The following is a 19,812-nucleotide window of genomic DNA, read 5'->3' as shown; positions in this document are numbered from 1 at the left end:
CGGGGCAAGCCCGCTCCCACAGGTACACCACCGTTTTCGATGCAGCATCCAACCTGTGGGAGCGGGCTTGCCCCGCGAAGAGGCCACCGCTGCTCAGACGCCGAAGATCACCCCGGCCGCCAGCGCCCGCTCATGGCAGAGCTTGAGCACCGCCCGGCGTTCGCTGTTGTCCATTTTCGACCAGCGGCTGATTTCAGCCACCGTACGCTGGCACCCGGTGCAGATATCCTGCTCGTCCAGGCTGCAGATACTCACACAGGGTGAAGGTACCGGCCGCTCCGCCACATGCGTGTCACTCATCGTCGACCACCAGCTCGCGAGCATAGCGCTCGGCGTTGTGCACATAGTGCGCGGCGCTGGCCTCGAGCATGCGCTTCTGCTGCTCGGTCAGCTCGCGCACGACCTTGCCCGGCGAGCCCATCACCAGCGAACCGTCGGGAATTTCCTTGCCCTCGGCAATCAGCGTATTGGCGCCGATGATGCAGTGCTTGCCGATACGCGCGCCGTTGAGGATGACCGCATTGATGCCCACCAGGCTGTAGTCGCCCACCGTGCAGCCATGCAGCATGGCGTTGTGGCCGACGGTCACGCCCTTGCCCAGGGTCAGCGGCGAGCCCATGTCGGTGTGCATCACCGTGCCATCCTGTACGTTGCTGCCTTCGCCGATGTCGATCAGCTCGTTGTCGCCGCGCAGCACCGCGCCAAACCACACGCTGGCATTGGCCTGCAGGCGGACCTTGCCGATCAGGGTGGCGGTGGGTGCGGCCCAACTGGTGGGGTGGCTTTCGACCCGCAGGTCGCCCAGGCGGTATTTCATGCTTGTTCCTCAGGCTGCGACGCAGAAGGCGGGGTAGGCCCCGCTCAGTTTTCGATGTAACGCTCAGGCGGCTGGTGCAGGCTGATGCCGGCATCGAACAGCAGGTTGACCAGCTCGACGATCATGATCGCCGACAAGCCCCAGATCTTGTACTCGCCATAGCGATAGCTGGGCACATACCAGCTGCGCCCCTGGTAATCGATACGGTGGGTGTGGTCGCGCGGGTCCTGACGGAAAAATTCCAGTGGCACGGTGAATACTGCCGCGATCTCGGCGTCATTGGCGCGGTATTCGACAAAATCCGGAATGAGCCCGACGAATGGTGTCACTTTCAAGCCATGCAGCGAAATCAGCGGGCTTAGCGGGCCGATGACTTCCACCAAGCCGGGCGGCAGGCCAATTTCCTCTTCGGCCTCGCGCAATGCAGTGAACACCAGGTCCGGGTCCTCCGGGTCGCGGCGGCCACCGGGGAAGGCCACTTCGCCGCCGTGGGTGGACAGGCCTTTGGCGCGCAAGGTAAGAACCAGTTCGGGCGCTTCGCTACGGGTAATGGGCAGGAGCACCGCCGCTTCGGGGAACCGCCGGTCGGTTTCCAGTGACGCGGGTTGGTGGTTGCTCATTCGGCGAAGTAGCTCGTCCAGCATTGCGCACGCTCGTATCCAAGGCCTGCCCTGCATGATGCACCAAAGCCGCGCAGCACCCAAGCCCCGGACGCTTGCGGTGACCTGGCTGTCGCGCCAAGATAAGCCTGAGCGAAAGGAACCCGACATGAAATTCTGCAGCACGTGCGGCCAGCTGGTGACTCAGCGGATTCCCGCAGGCGACAGCCGCCTGCGCTATGTCTGCGAGTCCTGCCAGACCATCCATTACCAGAACCCCAACATTGTCGCTGGCGTGTTGCCGACCTGGGGCAGCCAGGTGCTGCTGTGCCGCCGCGCGATCGAGCCGCGCCGGGGCTTCTGGACCCTGCCCGCCGGGTTCATGGAAAATGGCGAGACCCTCGACCAGGCCGCCCGTCGCGAAACCGTGGAAGAAGCCTGCGCCCGGGTCGGCAGCATGACCCTGTACCAGCTGTTCGACCTGCCGCACATCAATCAGGTGCATGTGTTCTTCCGCGCCGAGCTGGCCGACCTCGATTTTGCCATCGGCGTCGAAAGCCTGGAGGTGCGGCTGTTCGAGGAACACGAGATACCGTGGGGCGAGCTGGCTTTCCGCACAGTCACACGCACACTAGAATGCTACTATCGCGACCGCATCGGGCAGCACTACCCCATAGGCCATGAATACCTGCCGCCGATGACTGTCTCGACCACTACCTAGACGCTTTCAGGGATACCGTTACATGCGCTGGTTGCTTGCCCTTTTCTGCCTTTGCGTTACCTCGGTGTCACAGGCGGCGTTCACCGAGACCATCATCCGCAAACCCCAGCCGGCAGCGCAGACTCCATCGCCCTCGCAGCAGGCGATGCAGCCATTGATCGACAAGGTGCTGGTAATCAAGTCCGAGCGGCGTCTGCAATTGATCAGCCGTGGCGAACCGCTGAAAACCTACCGCATCTCCCTGGGCAAGCAGCCCAAGGGCGCCAAGGAACGCGAGGGTGACAAGAAAACCCCCGAGGGCCTTTACTGGCTGGACTGGCGCAAGCAAAGCGACCGCTTCAACCTGGCCATCCACATCAACTACCCGAACGTCAGCGATGCCGCCCGCGCGAGCCGTGAAGGGGTAAGTGCCGGCAGCATGATCATGATCCACGGCACGCCGATCAGCGACGAATACCCGGAGTGGTACTTCCATACGCTGGACTGGACCGATGGCTGCATTGCCATGCGTAACCGCGACATGCAGGAAGTGTGGGACCTGGTGCGCGATGGCACGCTGATCGAGATCCGCCCTTGATCTAGAGCCAGCGCCGAGATTCTGTAGGAAGTATCTTTCAAACAGGCAAGAACTCGCCTGACAAGCGCCTGGGCAGGGTACTGCATCCAGGCCCACACCCGAATTCTTAGCATCCACGCAAACGAGTACGTAAGCCGTACACCATTTGCGGGGTGCCTGAATGCCGTGCCGAATTCGCCATGTTGCCGTCCTGGCGCTAACTGGTTGCCTTGGCGCAACCTTGTCCAGCCCCCTGGCACTGGCCGACGACCCCGCCAGCCAACAACTGCTCGATCAGCAGCACACCCTCCGCCAGCTGGAGCGGCAACAGCGGCTGGAGCGCTGGCAGCGTATCCCCTCCCCGGCCGAACGCCCCACCGCTATCGCCCCCGTGCCAGAGGACAAACGCTGCTGGGCTATCGACGGCGTGCGAGTGGCAGGCAACCGCCAGCTCGATACCGCGGAGCTGGCGGCAACCCTGCGTGCGCTGGTCTCGCCTTGCATGGGCGTCACCGACATCAACCAACTGCTGAAGGCCATTACCGGCCTGTACCTGCAGGCCGGCTACCCGGCCAGCCGTCCCTACCTGCGGCAACCGCCAAAGGACGGCGAGACGCTGGATATCACCCTCGTCGAAGGCTTCGTCGAGTCCATCGAACTGGCCGGCGCCGATTTGCCGCTGTCGCTGGCGGGTGCCTTCCCCGGGCAGCTCGGCCAGCCGCTGTACCTGCCAGACCTGGAGCAAGGCCTCGACCAACTCAACCGCCTGCGCGCCTATGACCTCACCGCCGCCCTGCTACCGGGCGAGCTGCAGGGCGGCACGCGGGTCATCGTGCAGCCGCGCAGCGTAGCCTCGCGCTGGCATGTCGACAGCCGCTTCGACAACCGTGGCAGCACGCTGAGCGGGCGGCACCGCCTGAGCCTCGGCATCGGCCTGGACAGCCCGCTGGGCCTGAATGACGACCTGCGCCTGTCGCTGACCAACAGCGTGCTGCATGCCCCCGGTGAAAGCCAAGGCCTGTCGTTGTACTACAGCGTGCCCTACGGCGCCTGGACCTTTGCCCTCAGCGCCAGCCAGCTGCGCTACGAGGCACCACTGCCGGGCAGCGACAAGCGCGCCGATGGCAGCAGCAGCTATCAGGCCCTGAGCGCCGAGCGCGTGCTGTGGCGCAACCAGCAAGGCATGCTCAGCGCCAGTGTACGGCTGGAGCGCAAGCAACTGGTCAACCGCAGCGCCGGCGCGGTCATCGTCCAGCAGAGCCCGACACTGAGCAGCGTCGAAGCCGGTATCAACCTGCTATGGCTCGAAGCCGGCCTGTGGAATGGCTACCTCGGGATTGGCCAGGGCCTTGACGCGTTCGGCGCCGACCGCTCGCCACTCGGTGCGCAACGCTTGCGTCCGGACTTTCGCAAGTACCGCGCCAACCTGCTGCACCTGCGCCAGGGCCCGCCCACCGCCCCCTGGCGCTGGCAAAGCGAACTGGGCCTGCAGTACAGCAGCGACGCCCTGCCCGCCGTGGAGCAACTGCTGCTCAGTGACGATTCGGCCGTGCGCGGCTTTCGCCTGCGTACCTACTCCGGCGCCAGCGCCGCTGCCTGGCGCAACACCTTCAGCCAGGCACTGCCAGCGACCTGGACTGCCCCCTTGCAGGTACGCCCCTACCTCGGCCTGGACCTGGGCTGGGCCCGCACCGCCGCAGGCAAACCGTCACAGCGCCTGGCCGGCGCCGCCGCCGGCCTGGAACTGAGCCTCGGCAGCAGCCGCCTGCGGCTCGACTACCAGCGCGCCCTTTACGCCAGCGACCTGCCCCACCGTTCGCTGGAACCCGGCTTCTGGGTGCTGGACTGGACCCTGAACATCTGATTCACCCACAACAATGAGAACGAGAACATGCAGACACTCTCGCCGCTACCGTCGATCCGCCCTGATACCTTGCGTTGGGCCATCTTCCTGGCATTGCTCGGGTCCAGTGCCGCCTTGGCCCAGGGCGGCCTGGAGGCAACCCAGGGCCCAGGTGGTACCCCGATCATCAACAACGGCCACGGGGTACCGGTCATCGACATCGTGCCGCCCAACGCCAGCGGGCTGTCCCACAACCAGTTCATCGACTACAACGTCGGCACGCCTGGCGTGGTGCTGAACAACGGCACCGTGGCCGGGCAGTCGGAGCTGGCAGGAGCCCTTGCGGCCAACCCGCAATTCCAGGGCCAGGCCGCCTCGACCATTCTCAACGAAGTGGTCAGCCGCAACGCCTCGCTGATCGAAGGGCCACAGGAAATCTTCGGTCGCCCTGCCGACTACATCCTGGCCAACCCCAATGGCATAACCCTGAATGGCGGCAGTTTCATCAACACCACCCGCGCCGGCTTCGTGGTGGGGACGCCGCAATTCGAGGAGCAACAGCTCAAGTACCTCGATACGCTGAATGCCAGTAGCACCCTGCACGTGCTGGAGCGTGGTCAGAGGAATGACAACGGTGCCCTTGAGCTGATCGCGCCGCAGGTCGACAGCAAAGGGCTGCTCATGGCGGGGCAAGCGCTCGATGTCACCGTGGGGCGCAACCGTATCGAGCGGGCCAGCGGCGAAATCGTCGAGCATCTGCCAGCCACGGCGTCGAGCATCGATGCCAGCTTTCTCGGTGCGATGCGCGCCGGGCGTATCCGCATCGTGAGCACGGCCGAAGGCGCCGGTGTGCGCGTGGCTGCGCCGCAGGTGTTCGCCAGCGAGGGGGTCGACATCCAGTCGGCCGGGGCGCTGCAGGTCAGCGGCAAGGCCGACAGCCCCAGCGAGCTGCATGCCGGACGGGGCCTACTGAGGCTCAGCGCAGCCGACGACCTCACCCTGGAAGCCGTCGAAGGCCGCGCGCCAAACATAGAAGTCAAGGCCGGCCAGAAGCTCACCCTCGGCGCCAAGGCGATCGAGAGCATCGAGCGCGACAAGGACAGCTGGAAAAAAAAGTTCCTGTTCATTACCCGCGAAACCTACAGCCGCGACACCACCACCACCCGCCAACAACACCAGGGCACGCAACTGCTTGGCAGTGACAGCGTAAGTTTGCAAGCGGGCAAAGGCATGCACATGACCGCCGCCACCGTCACCGCCGGCAAGGCGCTGACAGTGGACAGCGGCGGCGACCTGACCATCGTCGCCGGTATCGACAGCCAGCGCACCGCAGAGCAGGTGCGCCATCGCAAGGACTTGTGGCGTGGTGACAGCGACACCGACATACGCCAGGAATATGCCCGCGGCACCGCCCTCGATGGTGGCCAGGTAAGCGTCCAGGCCAGCGGCAACCTCGACATTCAGGGCAGCAGCCTGCGCAGCCGCGGCGACCTGGCCATTCGCGCCAGGCAGGCCGACATCGGCACCACCACCCTCAAGCACCGCGGCAGCCAGGACGGCTATCGCGGCGACCTGGTCTCGGGTGCCTTCTTCGCCGACCGCAAAGGCAAGGACAGTGAAGGCCAGAGCGTTGCCGGCAGCACGATCGCCAGCGACGGCAAGCTCACCGTCACAGCCGACCAGCTCGCCATCAAGGGCAGCACCGTCCATGGCAAGCAGGATGCCGTGCTGTACAGCGAAAAAGGCTCGCTGGCCATCGAGCCAGGCCAGGGCAGCAGCACCTCGACCGACCGCAACCGCGACAGCAAGCTGTTCGGCCTGATTGGCAGCAGCCAGGAAAACACCGAGCGCAAACAGCAAGTACTGGTCAGTGATGTGGCTTCGTCCAGCAACCTGCGCCTGGCCAGTGCCGACGAAATGCGCATCGAGGGCGCCAAGGTCGCAGCGGGCGGACAACTGCAGGTCGAAGCCAAGGGCGACCTGCTGGTTACCCGTGCGCAGACGGTCGATGAACGTCAAACCCGCGACCAGCAGCGCAGCTTCACCGCCAGCGCCGGGCAGACCCAGGATGCCGAGGACGGCAAGCCCGGGTCCCGGCAATACGCCGCCGGCGTGGCTTATGAGGTGGTGACCAGCACCCGCCAGCAACGCACCAGCAGCCAGGTGCCCAGTGTGCTCACAGGGGCCTCGGTGGGCCTGGATAGCGGCGCCAACCTGCAGGTCAACGGCTCCACGGTAACCGCCAGCGCTGGCAACCTTTATGTTCAGGCGCAAGGCATCACGCTGGGGGCTACCCGCAACGAGCGCGACCTGGACACCCGCACCACCCGCAGTGGTGGCGGGCTGCAGGTTACCGGTGGCATCGACCGGGTAGGCAGCCTGTTCGAAGGCCATCACCAGCGCGAGCAGCTGAAGGATAGCGCCAGCGAGGTACAGCGCAGCACCCTGCAGGCCAGCGGCGACTTGAAGCTGCAAGCCGACACGCTGGTTAGCGAAGCGGCGCGCGTCGCGGCGGGCAACACCCTGCAGGTAGCGGCCAAACGCATCGACAACCGTGCCTCCGAACAGACCGAGGAGCGAGAACAGCACCGCAACGACTGGGCAGGCTCCCTGGGCGCCAGTGTCGAATACCGTGACCTCACCCGTCCGATCGAACGCCTGGTGCTGGGTGAGGAAGCCGCACGCTTCCAGCAAGCCTCGCCCGAAGACGCCATGGTGGCCCCCAGCGTTGGCGGCGACATGACCGTCGACCACCTCAAGCGCCTGGAGAACCAACGCCGCGGTTTCGCCCAGGTGAGTGAACTGTCCGGGGCCCAGGTGCAAGTCAAGGCCGATACCCTTGACGATCAGGGCACCCGCTGGCGCGCCAATGCCGGCACGCTCGGCATCGAGGCCCAGGAACACCGCATGCGCGCGGCGCAGGACACCCGGCAGACCTCCGTGCAGCGCCTGGCGTTCAGCGGTGATGCACGTGTGGATACCAGCAGCGGAAGCGACCTCAATGTACGTGCCGCCGGCAAAGGCGGCTCGCTGACCACCCAGGACACCACCAGCACGGCGGTCACCGCCAGCCTGTATGGGCAACAGGGTATCCAGGTGCAACTGGGCAGTGAAGGCCGCTACGAAGGCACGCGTATCGACGGCGGCGAGGGTGACGTGATCATGCGCAGTGCCGGCTCGCTGGCCTTGCCGCAGGCGACCGACCGGGCCGAACAGCAGGCAGGTCAGCTCGACGGCAACGCCTGGGCCAAGCTGGGCAGCCGCCCCGGTGGCACCGGTGTCGATGGCCGCGGCTATCTCGACAATGCGCAGCAGCACACCACCAGCAGCAACGCCCAGGTGGCCCAGATCGACGCCAAGGGCCAGGTGCAACTGAGCAGTGGCGGCGACCTGCTGCTCGAAGGTACCCGTATCGGCAGCCCCCAGGCCAAGGCTGGCGACATCCTGTTGCAAAGCGGCGGCCAGCTCGCGGTCAAGGCGGCCAGCAACACCCGGCAAGCCACCGGCAGCAAGCTCGGCGGTGGCCTGGAGCTGGCAGTCAAGACTGGCGACACCCGGGGCGGCGCCATCGGCGGGCACTTCAGCCACGGCAAGCAGGACGAAGATGCGCGTCAGGCTGTCGACGCCCAGTTCGCCAGCAAGGGTACGCTGAGCCTGGGCAGCAGCGCCCAAGAGGACACCGCAGTGCACCTGCAGGGTCTGCAAGCTTCGGCTCGGGAAATGACGGTGAAGGCCCCCAGCGGCGGAATACGCCTGGAGGCGTCCGCCAACCAGGAGCGACGCAACAACCTCGACATCACGGCCGGCGCCGGTTTCGACATGGTCAAGGGCGAGCTGGACAGCCGTGGCTTGCATGGCCGCCTCAAGGTCGACCTGGACAAGCGCGACAACCTGGAGTGGAACGCCGGCAACCTGCGTGCCGAGCGCATCGACCTGCAAAGCCGCGGCGACACCCGTATCGAAGGTGTCACCCTGGAGGCGGGGCGCATCGCCGGGGTGGTCGACGGCGACCTGTATATCGCCAGCCGCAAGGACAACGTCAACACGCTGAGCATCAAGGGCGATGCCCGCTTGAGCCAGGAAAAAAACCCGCAAGGCTACGTCAACGCAGCGACCGCAGTGGCTGGGCCATTGGGCGGCAAGGTCAAGGAAAAGGCCGGCTCGACCCTGACCAAGGCAGACCCGGGCTTCTCGCCAACCTTCAACCTCGACGTAACCCATGTGCAACGCGACAGCGTCGGCCAACAGACTGCGCTCAAAGGCAGCGAAGGCATCGACCTGCAGGTCGGCGGTAGCGTGCAGCTGGTTGGCGCTCGCCTGCAGTCGGCCCGAGGGGATGTGGCCCTTGACGCGCAATCGGTGACCCGCGAGACGCTTGCCGGCAATGACTATCGCCGGGACGTTTCGATCGATGCGTCCAACTCACCGGTGGACCTGGGCACGGCGTTGGCCGAGGTGGTCAAGGGCAAAGGCGCGGCGGACGGGGAGAATGCGCTGGACCTGGGGTTGTTGCGGACCAGCGGGCATAGTCGCAGCGAGCAGTGGGTTTCGAGTGTGCAGGGCAAGACCAAGTGAAGCGTGCTCCATGGGAGCGGGCTTGCCCGCTCCCATGACTGCCCAGCCTCTGCTTGCCTACCAGCGAAGGTCTCGCCGGCCGGCCAGCGCCTGCGGCCCGAGCCACTGCGCCCCACGTAGCAAAGGCGTGAGCGCCGCGTCGGGCTGCAATTCGTACACTAGCTGGGTCCGGCGCCCCTGCAGGTCTGCCTCCATTGCCAGTTGATGCTGCCCCGGTTGGGCCAGTTGCCCGCGCAGGTGCCAGCCATTACGGCAGTCCATTTCCAGCCAGCCCTGCCCCAGGCCGAGCGACCACGGCTCGCTCAGGGCCAGGTCGGTCACGACCAGGCGGCCATCGCTGCCCTGGCAGCGGCGCCCGGCGCCCTGAACCCGCAGCGTGCCCTGCCATTGCCCGGCCACGCGATAATCCGTGGCTATCGCCGCCTGCGCGCCCATGGCCGTCGCTTCCAGCTGCCAACGCCATGGCCAGCCTTCACCACGCAATCGCCAGGCCTGGCCCTGCCAGCCCAGCTCCGCGCTAGCCTGCAGGCGCCAAGGGTGCACGGCCCAGTGCAGCGGCCCGACCGGCCCCAGCTGTTGTGCCTGGCCGCGCCACAGGCTGCCACTGGCTTCGCGCACGGGCAGGCCGAACGCTCTCACCACCCAGCTGGCCGGCAGCTCCAGCAGCAGCGACACGACGAATACCAGCAACACCCAGGCCACACTTGTTCGGTTCATGGTTGCACCACCAGCTCGAAGCGCAGCCCCTTGCCGTCTTGTTCCAGCCCCCATTGCAGTGGCTGCACGCCTTCGGCACGCAGGCTCTGCAGCCAGCCTTGCAGCACAAGCGCATCAGCCACCTGGCCACGCAGTTGCCAGACCTTGCCTTGCGCATCGACCTCAGCCAGTTCGATACGCCGGGCCTGGGCCGACTGACGTAGCCGTTCCAGGTTCAACCCCGGGCCGCTGTGCAGGCTGGCGGCCTGTTCCGCCAGCCCGCGCCATTGGCTGAGCTCGCGCCATTGCGCAAGGCCGGCGCGCAGGGCCAGCACGGCCAGCAACAGGGCAATCAGTACCCAGGCGAACCTGACGCGATGACGCTGTATCCAGTCCCGGTTCATGAGGCCGCTCCCAGATCGAATACCACTTGGCCAGCTTGCACCTGAACAGTGGCGCCCGCAGCGGTGGCCATGTCGTGCCATGGCGGTGCACTACCCTCACCCGCCAGGCGCACGTGCCAGCGCTGGCCATCGAAGCGCACCGCGCGCAGGTGCCAGCCGGGGTGCTCACCCAGCCAAGCCTGCAATGCCGCTTGCAGGTCTTCGAGCTGGCGCAGGCGCACGCGTTGTTGCAACTCACCTTCGCGCAGCCGTCTGAGCGCCTGCGCGGCGTGGCGCGGGCTGGCCTGGGTGCCGGTCACGGCAACGACCTGGCTGCGCCAGAGTTGCGCCTGGCGCAATTGCTGGGTCATCCACAGACCGGCCCAGACAGCAGCCAATGCCAGGCAAGCGGCAAGCAGGCGTCGCTGCGGCCGGGATACCAGCGGCAGCGCACGCGGTTTGCGGGCAGCCTCGAACAGGCCCGGCAATTGATCGAGCGATGGCAACGCCGATGGCCAGTCACCGCCCAGCGACACCGTGTGCAGCCCCGCCCACGGTTGTGGAAGCGCATCACCCAATGCCTGCGGCCAGGCCAGCCAATGTTCCTGGCTGTCTGCGCCCAGCCCTTTGCACAAGCGCAGATCGGCGCTGCGCTGCCAGTGCCAGGCAGCGCCCGACGCGGGTGTCGGCAGTAGCTGCAACTCTGCCCAGCAACGTTCCACCGGCAAGTCCCATTCAGCACACTGACTTCGCCAGCCATCCAGTTGCTGCCGCGCCACTACCAGCAAGCGAAGGTAACCGGGCTCACGCGCCAGGCAGGCGCAAGTCACTTCATCCGGGGCCTGTAGCAAGCGGTCTTCGAGCAGCAGCGGCCATTCTTCACGTTTGAGCCCGGGCGGCGCCGGCACGCGGAAATGGCTGCAGGCCTCGGCAGGCACAATCAGCGCGGCACGCGCCTGCAGGTGCAGCGGCGGCTTGCCCTGCCCCTGGCTTTGCACAACGCCGCCATCAACCAGCGCCCAGTGCCAGGTAGCTCCCGGTCGCAGCAACAGCCAGGGCCGGGCCGCTGTACGCCGGCGCCATTCAACTTTCATGAGCGCCCCCATGGGAGCGCGAAGGTGCAGACATAAGGGGCCCCGTCACGCTGCAATTCCAGGCGCACGCCACGGCCGGGGTGCGCGGGTTGATCGGAAGGCCAGGCCAGCCAGCGGCCGCCCTGGTGATACAGAACATTCATGGCGCTGACCCGCTCAAGCCGTTCACGCTCGAGCCAGCGCGGCGCGGCAGCGGCGTACAGGTCGGCCGAGCTTTCCAGCAGCAGGCGTTGCTCACGGGCCTCGAAACGCAGGCGCTGACGTTGCAGGCGTGCACCGCCTTCGGCTTCCGGCAGGCCGGTGGAGGCGACCCACAGCAGCTGCTTGCTGGCTGGCTGCCAGTCGAGCCAGCGGCTGGCCAGGGGCAGGCGCTGTTCATAGATGCGGCGCATTGCCGGGCTGTCGAAACGCCGCTCCAGGGCCAGGCAAAAGTCCAGCACCGAGGTTTCCCGGGTAGTGACCTGCAAGCGCTCGCGCACCTTGAGCCAGCCATTGACCAAAGCGGCGAGCAGGATGCCGAGCACGGCGGTCAGGGCCAGGGCGACCATCAGCTCGATCAGGGTCAGGCCGGCCTGGCGGCGCCTCATCAGCAGGCGCCTGCGCTGGTGAGAGGGCTGAACCGACGTGGGAGCGGGCATGTCCGCTCCCACAGGGGCCGCACGAGCTTCACCGTTTCTGTCGCTCATGGGCGCTCCAGAAACACGGTGTACTGGCCTAGCGGCAGGCGCTGGTCGCGATCGGCGAACAGCAGTAGTTCCCCGCGACGTAGGTCGCGCACACCGGTGCGGCGCAGTTGCATCTGCCAGTGGCACGCCTGGCCACCCTGGCTGAGCTCACCGCTCACCTGATCGTTGGCGGGCCAGAACTGCTCGACGGCAAAGCGGGTTTGCAGCTCGCGGGCACACAGCAGGCCGAGGCGGTGTTGCTGCAGGTTTTCCTGCACGGCCAGGCGCTGGCGCAACACCTGGCTGGTGATCACCGCCAGCACGGCAGCGATCGCCAGGGCCACGGTGACCTCGAGCAAGGTGAAGCCGCGCTGATGCCGCTTCATGGCGCCACCGCTGTGTGCAAGCGGCCATCACGGCGCCAGGTCCAGCGCTGGCTACCATCGGCCCAGCGCCAGCGCACGCTGCCCGGCTGCGCCCAGCCATGCGGGGTGAACAGCAGTTGAGGTTGCGGGCTGGCTGGCCAATCCGGGTGCAGGCCTTCGGGCCAGTCACCCAGCGCAACCGCTTCGGGCGCCCAGGCCGCGCCTTCGCGCCGCACGAAACCCGGGCGCTGGCCGTTCCAGCGCAGGCCGCGCAGTTGCCCGGCATGCCGGGCCAGTGCGGCCTGGCTGCGGGTCTCGGCCGCCAGCCGCTGCAAGGCCTGGTCGACACTGGCCTGGCCGCTGCCGAGGCTGACCACCGCCAAGCCGCTCATCAGCCCGGCGATGGCCAGCACCACCAGCAATTCGATCAGGCTGAAACCCCGCTGCCGGCGCACCGTTACAGCTCCCAGTTACCCAGGTCGGCATCCTGGCCTTCGCCACCCGGCAGCCCGTCGGCACCCAGCGAGTAGACGTCGACCCGGCCATGCTCGCCGGGCATGCGGTACTGATACGGCGTCCCCCACGGGTCTTCGGGCAGGCGGCGCACGTAGCCGTCACTGCGCCAGGCCCGCGGCAGCGGTTCCTGGGCCGGCTTTTTCACCAGCGCAGCCAGGCCCTGCTCGTTGCTGGGAAAGCGCAGGTTGTCGAGACGGTACATGTCCAGCGCCTGCTCCAGGGTGGCCAGGTCGGCCATGACCTTCTGTTTCATGGCCTTGTCCTGGTTGCCGAGCACGCTGGGCGCGACCACGGCGATGAGCAGGCCGATGATGAAGATCACCACCATGATTTCCATGAGGGTGAAACCGCGCTGGCGGTGGCGTCGATGCTGCATGGCAGTACTCCTTGTGTTCACAGTTGCAGGCCCTGGTTGAGTTGCATGATCGGCAGCAGCACCGCCAGCACGATGAACAGCACCACGGCGCCCATCACCAGGATCATCAGGGGTTCGAACAGCGCCATGGCAGTGTCGACCTGGCGGGCGAAGCCGCGCTCCTGGTCGTCGGCCACACGCTCGAGCATCTCGGCCAGGGTGCCGCTGGCCTCGCCACTGCCGACCATGTTCACCAGCAGCGGCGGGAATTGCTGGCTGGCATCCAGTGCGCGGTGCAGGCTGGTACCGCCCTGCACCTGCAGGCGCACCTGCTCCATGGCCTGGTGGATACGCCGGTTGCCGACGGTTTCGGTGGCCACTTGCAGGGCTTCGAGCAGGGCCACGCCGCTGCCAGTGAGAATGGCCAGGCTGCGTGCCAGGCGCGCGCTTTCCAGCACCTGCAGCAGGTTGCCGATACGTGGCAGGCGCAACAGCAGCTGGTCGCGGCGCAGGCGCCATTGCGGCTTGCGCAGCAACCAGCCGCCGAGCCCAGCGAGCACCGCGGTCAGCCCCAGCAGCCAGGGCCCGCCACGTACCAGCCCCTGGCTCAGGCCGATCAACAACGAGGTGACCAGCGGCAGGCTCTGCCCGGCATGGGCGAACTGCTCAGTGAGCTTGGGCACGACGAAGGTCATCAGGCCGACCACCACCGCCAGCGATACGCCCATCAGCACCGCGGGGTAGATCAGCGCAGTGCGCGCCTTGTGCTGTTGCCGTTGCACCTGCTCCAGGTGGTCGGCCAGGCGGGCCAGCACCTGGGCCAGACGCCCGGAGCGTTCGCCGGCCTCGACCAGCGCGCAGTACAGGCCGCTGAACGGTGCGCCCTGACGCACCAGGCTGCGAGCCAGCCCCAGGCCTTCGGCAAGCGAGCCGCGCAAGGCTACCAGCACGCTGTGCAGGGCGGGCTGGGGCAATTGGCGTTCGAGGGTCGCCAGGGCGTCGACCAGCGGGATGCCGGCACCTGTCAGGGTGGCCAACTGGCGGGTCAGCTCGCACAGCTGGGCGCGGCTCAGGCGCTGGCGCCGAGGTTGCCGGGTGCCGGCCTCGTGGCGCTGCAGCCGGCGGGCGAACAGGCCCTGCTCGCGCAACAACTGGCGCGCATGGCGTTCGCTGTCGGCTTGCAGGCTGGCCTTGTGGGTCTTGCCGCCAAGGTCGACGGCCTGGTAGCGATAGGTCGGCATGGCTCAGCCCTGCACCACGCGCAGCACTTCGGCCAGGCTGGTCTCACCACGCGCCAGGCAGTCGCTGGCCATCGCCACCAGGCTCTGCCGGCGTTCGGCCAGGTAGTCGTGCATGGCCAGTTCGCTGGCACCGTCATACAGCAGGCCGACCAGCCCGGCGTCCAGCTCGATGAATTCGTACAGGCCCAGGCGCCCGCGGTAACCGCTGCCCTGGCACTGCTCGCAGCCTACCGCGTGGTAACTGCTGCCGAGTGCCGCCAGCTCGGGCCACAGCTCACGTTCAGCCGGCTGCAGCGGTTGCGCCACGGCGCAACTGCACAGGCGCCGCACCAGGCGCTGGGCCAGAACGCCGCGCAGACACGAGGCGATCAGGAACGGTTCGATGCCCATGTCGCGTAGGCGGGTCACCGCGCCCACCGCGCTGTTGGTGTGCAGGGTGGACAGCACCAGGTGGCCGGTGAGGCTGGCCTGTACGGCGATCTGCGCGGTTTCCTGGTCGCGGATTTCGCCGAGCATGATCACATCCGGGTCCTGGCGCAGGATTGCCCGCAAGCCGCTGGCGAAGGTCAGCCCGGCGCGCGGGTTGATGGCGGTCTGGCCAATGCCGGCGATGGCGTACTCCACCGGGTCCTCGACCGTGAGGATATTGCGGCTGCCATCATTGAGGCTGTTGAGGCTGGCGTACAGGGTAGTGGTCTTGCCCGAACCGGTCGGGCCAGTGGACAGCACGATGCCGTTGGGCCGCGCCAGGCAGCCGCGCAGGCCTTGCAGCACCGCCGACGGCATGCCCAGGTTGCCCAGCGCCAGCAGGCTGGCCTGCTTGTCGAGCACGCGCATCACCACCCGTTCGCCATGGATGCCAGGCAGGGTCGAGACCCGCACGTCCACCTCGCGCCCGGCTGCACGCAGGGTGATACGGCCATCCTGGGGCTGGCGCTTTTCGGCAATGTCCAGGCGCGCCATGACCTTGATCCGCGATACCAGCATGGCGGAAAGCGCCCGCGGTGGGCGCAACACCTCGCGCAGGTGGCCGTCGACCCGCAGGCGCACCACCAGGCTCTGCTCGAAGGTTTCAATGTGGATGTCCGAGGCGCGCAGGCGCAGGGCCTGGCCGAACAGGCCGTTGATCAGGCGGATCACCGGGGCTTCGTCGTCGCTTTCCAGCAGGTCCTCGATGCGCGGCATCTCGCTCATCAGGCTGTCCAGGTCAACCTGCTCGCCGATGCCTTCGATCAGTGCCTCGGTGGCGCTGGCCTCCGCCTGGTACAGCTGGCCCAGGCGTTCATCGAACAGCGCAGGCTCGAGGTATTCGAGCTGGCTGGGCTGGCCATGCACGCGCAACAGTTCCTGCAGCTGGGCGCTGTCGGCATCGGGCCGCAGCCACAGCTGCCAGCCCTGCTCGGTCGGGGCCATGGCCACCCCGCTCTGGCGCGCCTGGCGATAGGGCAGCATCACCAGTCACCGCCTTCCAGGCGCGCGCGGCTGGCAGGGAATACCTGCAGCAACTGCGGGCTGCCGGCTGCGAGGTCCGGCAGTTGCAGCGGCGTGCTTTGTTGCAGGCTGCGGTACTTGCCTTCGCTGAGCCCGGCCAGGCTGGGCCCGTCACGCAGGATACGCGGGCGAATGAACACCATCAGGTTCTGTTTGGTGTTCTTGCTGGCATCGGAGCGGAACAGCCGGCCCAAGTAAGGAATATCGCCCAACAGCGGCACACGCTGGTCGCTGGTGCTCAGCTCGTCGCTGATCAGGCCGCCAAGGATCACCAGGCCGTTGTCCTCGACCATGACCTTGGTCTTGATCTCGCGCTTGTTGGTGATCACGTCGCTGGCCGCGCTGGAGTCGGCGATCGACGACACCTCCTGGACGATATCCAGGCGCACGCTGTTGTCGATGTTGATTTGCGGCTTGATGCGCAGCTTCACCCCGACTTCCTTGCGCTCGATGGTCTGGTACGGGTTGGCGTTGTTCTGGGTCACCGAACCGGTGACGAAGGGCACTTCCTGACCGACCAGGATCGACGCCTCGGCGTTGTCCAGGGTCAGCAGGGTGGGCGTGGACAGCAGGTTGAAGCCACTCTTGCCCTTCAGTGCGTTGACCAGCATGGCAAAGTTGAAGCCACCGCCGAAATGGCCGATGCCCGCCGTGGCCCCGCTGGTCGACGACAGCAGCTCGCCCAATGCCTCGCTGTCGCCGCTGGCGGCCGCCCCGGCGATACTGGCGATGTTTACCCCATTGCTGCCGAAGTTGACGATGCCAGCACCAAACTTGTCGTCGGCGAACAGCCACTGTACGCCCAGTTCCTGGGCACTGCTGTCGGAGACCTCGGCAATGATTGCCTCCACCACCACCTGGGCGCGCCGGATATCCAGCTGCTCGACGATGCTGCGGTAGGCAGCCAGCTCGCTGTCGGGGCCGACCATGACCACGGCATTGGTGCCTTCCTCGTATTCCAGGCGGATATCGCTGCCACCGCCCACAGCCGCCACCGGCCTGTCCCTGGGCTCGGCTGCATTGGCGCCTTCGGCCGGCACCATGCCTTCCTGGCCAAGGCCACGCAGCACCTTGACCACTTCGCTGGCACTGGCGTGGCGCAGGTAGATTACCTGGGTGCCGGTGTTGTCCGTCACTTCGCCTGGGCGGTCGAGATGTTGCAGCAGGCTGGCGATACGATCCAGGTTGCTGCGCCAGTCGGTCACCACCAGTTGATGGGCAGCCGGATACGGCGTGATCACACCCACGCGCGGGTCGATCAGCGGCTTGAGAATGCCGAGCACCTGTTCGCTGGCCGCGTTGCGCACATTGAATACCCGGGTGGCCACGCTGTCGCTGCCCTCCCCCTGCTGCCCGGCCGGCTCCACCGGCACCGGCTCCAGCCGCGCAGCCTGATCGGGGACGATCTTCACGCTGCCGTTGGGCAAGTCGACAGCGGCATAGCCCTGGGCGCGCAGCTGCGCCAGGAAGATGTCGTAGATCGCATCGGCGTCGTGCATGTCGACGGTGCGCACGGTGACCTTGCCTTTGACCCGGGGGTCGACGATGAAGGTTGTGCCGGTGATGCGCGAGACGCTGTCGATGAACTCGCCAAGATCGGTGTCGACGAAGTTCACCTCGTACAGGGGCGTGCCATTGTCATCGAACACCGGTTCTTCGGCGCTGGCCATCGGCAAGGTCACGCTCAAGGCCAGGCTCAGCGCGGCCGCTAGGCAATATCTGACAGGCATCATTCATCCTTGCCGCTTGAAGCCGGTCACGACGGGGCGTGGCGGCCAGGGCAGGCGTTCACGCCGCCCCTGGTTGTTGAAAATCAGGCCATCGTGGTCGATGTCCTGCAGCACGATCCCCGGTGCCAGGCGCTGGCCACGGGCCAAGGTGCGCACCTGCTCGCCATAGCGCAACACCACCACGCTGGCGGCCAGTGGCTGGGCCTTGAGGCCGCCGAGGTAGTGCAACGGCAGGCGGGTAAGGGCGATGGCTCCATCGTCGACGGGCACCTGCCAATGGCCGGCCATCAACCCGGGCAGCGGCGTATCGGCCATGCCGGGCGCAATGGCCGGTTGCGGCTGGCGGCTCAGTTGCAGCACGCACTGGGCGGCCAGCCAGCCGGCCAGGGTCAGGCCAGCGCCAGTCAGCAGGCGCGAGATGAGAATCACGAGGCCAGCTGCCGTGGATGCCAACCCGGGTGCCCCTGTACGTAGCGCACCTCGGGCAACTGCAGCGGCGCCAATTGCCAGTCCGCTGGCTGGCGGGCGAGCCAGGCTTCAACGCTTTGCCACAGGGGCTCACCGGCCTGGGCCTGGAACTGCAGGCCGAAGGTGCGGCACAGGCCCTGTGTCGGTGCCAGGTCGCTGATGCGCTTGCCTTGCGGGCTGTAGCTGACCCGCCAGGGCTGGCCTTGCCAGCGCGGCAGGTCCTGGCTGTTGTCCAGCAGCAACGGGTCGCCGAACAGCTGCTCCGCAGCGTTCTCCAGCACCTGCTCGACCTGCCGCGCTGGCGCTTCGACCACCGGGGCCGGGTAGCCACCGGTGAGGCTGATCAAGTGTTCGCGGGTAATGGCCGCCCCAGCTGGCAGCGGGTAGTCATAACGCAGGCCGGGCAGCAGCACCGGCATGTCGCTGTCGCCGGCCAGGGCCTGGTGCAGCAGGCGGTCCCAGCTGCCGCCGCGGGTGTCACGGCGCCACAGCGTCTGGGGCGCGCGGGCCAGGGGCTGATCGAGCCAGGCCGCATGGCCGGCGCGCTGTTGACGCAGCTCGGCCTGCAACGGTGCGACACGCAGCTGCGCAGCGGGGGCCAGCTGCTGCTCGAAGGCCGGGAAGAACCGCCCGTCGAACTGCCACAACCCGGCCACACGCCGACAGCGCAGGCGGAAGGCGCCGCTGCCCCGGCAGCCGGCGAACAGCACCGGTACCCGGCGGCCGCTGGCCTGGCTCACCTCGACCGGTGCCGGCCACAGGTCCTGGCCACGGGCGCACAGCAGCACGTCGATCTGCGGCACCCGCTCGGCCAGCCACAGCCCGGGGCCAGTGCCGGCATCGGCCAAGGCCACCACCAGGTCGGCCTCGCGGCGTGCCTGCTCGAAGACTGGCTGCAGCGCCTGGTACCACTGCTTGAGGGAGGCTTTCTGGTCCTGGGCGTAGGGATCGGTCACGCCGACCACGGCAACCCGTGCACCGCCACGCTCGAACAGGTGCAGGCTGTCCAGGCCGAGGGTCTGGCGCTGTGCCTCCGCCAGCCCGGCCCCCAGCGTAATGGCGCTGGCCTGGCGATACAGGCCCGGGCAACGTTGTGGCCACAGCACGCGCTCGTCACTGCTGACCCGCGCTTCGGTCCCCAGCAGCTGGCTGCCTTGCACGCCGCTTTCCCCCTGGGTCAGGTAGGCCAGGCCGCTGCCATTCCAGCCCTGGCCGTTCTCCAGGGTCAGGCTGTTGCCTGCCCCGGCCTCGCCGCGCAACTGCTCGAGCAACGCCGCCAGCACTGCATAGCCGCCCAGCTGGGCAGAGGCCGCCTGGCTGGCATCGAGCAGGGGTGCCAGCTGCGGACAGGCGAGGCTGGCGTTGCTGCCCGTCATCCAAGGCGCGCGGCCCAGGTGGCTGACCGGCCCCAGACGCGTGGCCGGCACCACGGCCTGGCCAGGCTGGCGAGCATCGAGGGTATCGGCCACATACAGCAGGTCGAGGCTGGCGTTGCCGCCCCGTTGCCCAGGAAAGGCGGAGCAGGCGCCGAGCAACGGCGCCAGGGCACCGACACCCATCCAGCCGATCACTTCGCGCCTGTGCACACTGCTTGCCATCGAAGCCGCCATCCTTTTCCATGTCCATTCTGGGCCCCGGATGTTGCGGCGTCGGTATTACAGTTTGATGGCAGAAATCAGACAACCATTCCAGAGTGA

19 protein-coding genes are annotated in these 19,812 nt (G+C 67.2%); 4 read left to right on the top strand and 15 right to left on the bottom strand.

What is annotated here, in order from left to right:
* Window positions 1–93: 93 nt before the first annotated feature.
* From QSV36_RS21245 to QSV36_RS21235, 3 genes are read right to left on the bottom strand one after another with little or no spacing between them, the layout of a single operon-like run.
* Window positions 94–300 (bottom strand): DUF1289 domain-containing protein, encoded by a 207-nt coding sequence (locus QSV36_RS21245; protein WP_289134139.1) that lies wholly within the window; start codon window positions 298–300, stop codon window positions 94–96.
* Window positions 293–817 carry a gamma carbonic anhydrase family protein gene (locus tag QSV36_RS21240; protein WP_289134137.1) on the bottom strand — a complete coding sequence of 175 codons (525 nt, stop codon included), beginning with the start codon at window positions 815–817 and terminating at the stop codon, window positions 293–295. The genes QSV36_RS21245 and QSV36_RS21240 overlap by 8 nt, the downstream gene beginning before the upstream one ends.
* A 44-nt stretch (window positions 818–861) precedes the next feature.
* Window positions 862–1,461: a CoA pyrophosphatase gene (locus QSV36_RS21235; RefSeq protein WP_003252125.1), complete on the bottom strand. Its 600-nt coding sequence runs from the start codon at window positions 1,459–1,461 to the stop codon at window positions 862–864.
* Between the two features lie 124 nt (window positions 1,462–1,585).
* Here QSV36_RS21235 and QSV36_RS21230 point away from each other — a divergent pair, with 124 nt between their 5' ends.
* The 4 genes from QSV36_RS21230 (at window position 1,586) to QSV36_RS21215 (ending at window position 9,111) form a co-directional block, all read left to right on the top strand.
* Entirely contained in the window at window positions 1,586–2,137 is a 552-nt protein-coding gene (locus QSV36_RS21230) for an NUDIX hydrolase (protein WP_289134135.1), read from the top strand.
* A 22-nt stretch (window positions 2,138–2,159) separates the two neighbouring features.
* Window positions 2,160–2,714, top strand: coding sequence for a L,D-transpeptidase family protein (locus QSV36_RS21225; RefSeq protein WP_289134133.1), 555 nt, complete (start codon window positions 2,160–2,162; stop codon window positions 2,712–2,714).
* Window positions 2,715–2,874: 160 nt separating this feature from the next.
* Window positions 2,875–4,557: a ShlB/FhaC/HecB family hemolysin secretion/activation protein gene (locus QSV36_RS21220; protein ID WP_289134132.1), complete on the top strand. Its 1,683-nt coding sequence runs from the start codon at window positions 2,875–2,877 to the stop codon at window positions 4,555–4,557.
* A 27-nt stretch (window positions 4,558–4,584) separates the two neighbouring features.
* Window positions 4,585–9,111, top strand: coding sequence for a hemagglutinin repeat-containing protein (locus tag QSV36_RS21215; protein WP_289134130.1), 4,527 nt, complete (start codon window positions 4,585–4,587; stop codon window positions 9,109–9,111).
* 57 nt (window positions 9,112–9,168) lie between these two features.
* On the opposite strand, the gene QSV36_RS21210 is transcribed toward QSV36_RS21215, so the two are convergent.
* The 12 genes from QSV36_RS21210 to QSV36_RS21155 form a co-directional block, all read right to left on the bottom strand.
* The gene (locus QSV36_RS21210) at window positions 9,169–9,828 is read right to left on the bottom strand and encodes a general secretion pathway protein GspN (protein WP_289134128.1); all 660 of its coding nucleotides are present in this window, start codon (window positions 9,826–9,828) and stop codon (window positions 9,169–9,171) included.
* Window positions 9,825–10,211, bottom strand: a complete 387-nt coding sequence (gene gspM / locus QSV36_RS21205; RefSeq protein ID WP_289134126.1) for a type II secretion system protein GspM — start codon at window positions 10,209–10,211, stop codon at window positions 9,825–9,827. Before gspM ends, QSV36_RS21210 begins: the two co-directional genes overlap by 4 nt.
* Window positions 10,208–11,284 carry a GspL/Epsl periplasmic domain-containing protein gene (locus QSV36_RS21200; RefSeq protein WP_289134124.1) on the bottom strand — a complete coding sequence of 359 codons (1,077 nt, stop codon included), beginning with the start codon at window positions 11,282–11,284 and terminating at the stop codon, window positions 10,208–10,210. The genes gspM and QSV36_RS21200 overlap by 4 nt, the downstream gene beginning before the upstream one ends.
* On the bottom strand, window positions 11,281–11,871 hold the full coding sequence (locus QSV36_RS21195; protein ID WP_289134123.1) for a type II secretion system protein: 591 nt from the start codon (window positions 11,869–11,871) through the stop codon (window positions 11,281–11,283). Before QSV36_RS21195 ends, QSV36_RS21200 begins: the two co-directional genes overlap by 4 nt.
* A 95-nt stretch (window positions 11,872–11,966) precedes the next feature.
* Window positions 11,967–12,335, bottom strand: coding sequence for a type II secretion system protein GspI (locus tag QSV36_RS21190; RefSeq protein ID WP_289134121.1), 369 nt, complete (start codon window positions 12,333–12,335; stop codon window positions 11,967–11,969).
* Entirely contained in the window at window positions 12,332–12,769 is a 438-nt protein-coding gene (gspH, locus tag QSV36_RS21185; RefSeq protein ID WP_289134120.1) for a type II secretion system minor pseudopilin GspH, read from the bottom strand. The genes QSV36_RS21190 and gspH overlap by 4 nt, the downstream gene beginning before the upstream one ends.
* Before the next feature lie 2 nt (window positions 12,770–12,771).
* Complete coding sequence (gspG, locus tag QSV36_RS21180; RefSeq protein ID WP_170028490.1) at window positions 12,772–13,206, bottom strand: type II secretion system major pseudopilin GspG; 435 nt, start codon at window positions 13,204–13,206, stop codon at window positions 12,772–12,774.
* A 17-nt stretch (window positions 13,207–13,223) separates the two neighbouring features.
* Window positions 13,224–14,426: a type II secretion system inner membrane protein GspF gene (gspF, locus tag QSV36_RS21175; RefSeq protein WP_289134118.1), complete on the bottom strand. Its 1,203-nt coding sequence runs from the start codon at window positions 14,424–14,426 to the stop codon at window positions 13,224–13,226.
* Window positions 14,427–14,429: 3 nt separating this feature from the next.
* Window positions 14,430–15,878: a GspE/PulE family protein gene (locus QSV36_RS21170; RefSeq protein ID WP_289134251.1), complete on the bottom strand. Its 1,449-nt coding sequence runs from the start codon at window positions 15,876–15,878 to the stop codon at window positions 14,430–14,432.
* On the bottom strand, window positions 15,878–17,647 hold the full coding sequence (gene gspD / locus QSV36_RS21165) for a type II secretion system secretin GspD (protein ID WP_289134117.1): 1,770 nt from the start codon (window positions 17,645–17,647) through the stop codon (window positions 15,878–15,880). Before gspD ends, QSV36_RS21170 begins: the two co-directional genes overlap by 1 nt.
* Before the next feature lie 3 nt (window positions 17,648–17,650).
* Complete coding sequence (locus QSV36_RS21160; RefSeq protein ID WP_289134115.1) at window positions 17,651–18,076, bottom strand: pilus assembly protein PilZ; 426 nt, start codon at window positions 18,074–18,076, stop codon at window positions 17,651–17,653.
* Window positions 18,073–19,713, bottom strand: a complete 1,641-nt coding sequence (locus QSV36_RS21155; protein WP_289134114.1) for a bifunctional UDP-sugar hydrolase/5'-nucleotidase — start codon at window positions 19,711–19,713, stop codon at window positions 18,073–18,075. The genes QSV36_RS21160 and QSV36_RS21155 overlap by 4 nt, the downstream gene beginning before the upstream one ends.
* Between the last annotated feature and the right edge of the window lie 99 nt (window positions 19,714–19,812).

The organism is Pseudomonas sp. BCRC 81390 (assembly GCF_030341915.1).
In the GTDB taxonomy this organism is placed as follows: Bacteria; Pseudomonadota; Gammaproteobacteria; order Pseudomonadales; family Pseudomonadaceae; genus Aquipseudomonas.
The sequence above is the reverse complement of the archived record's forward strand: the minus strand, read 5'-3'. Positions and strand labels throughout refer to the sequence as shown.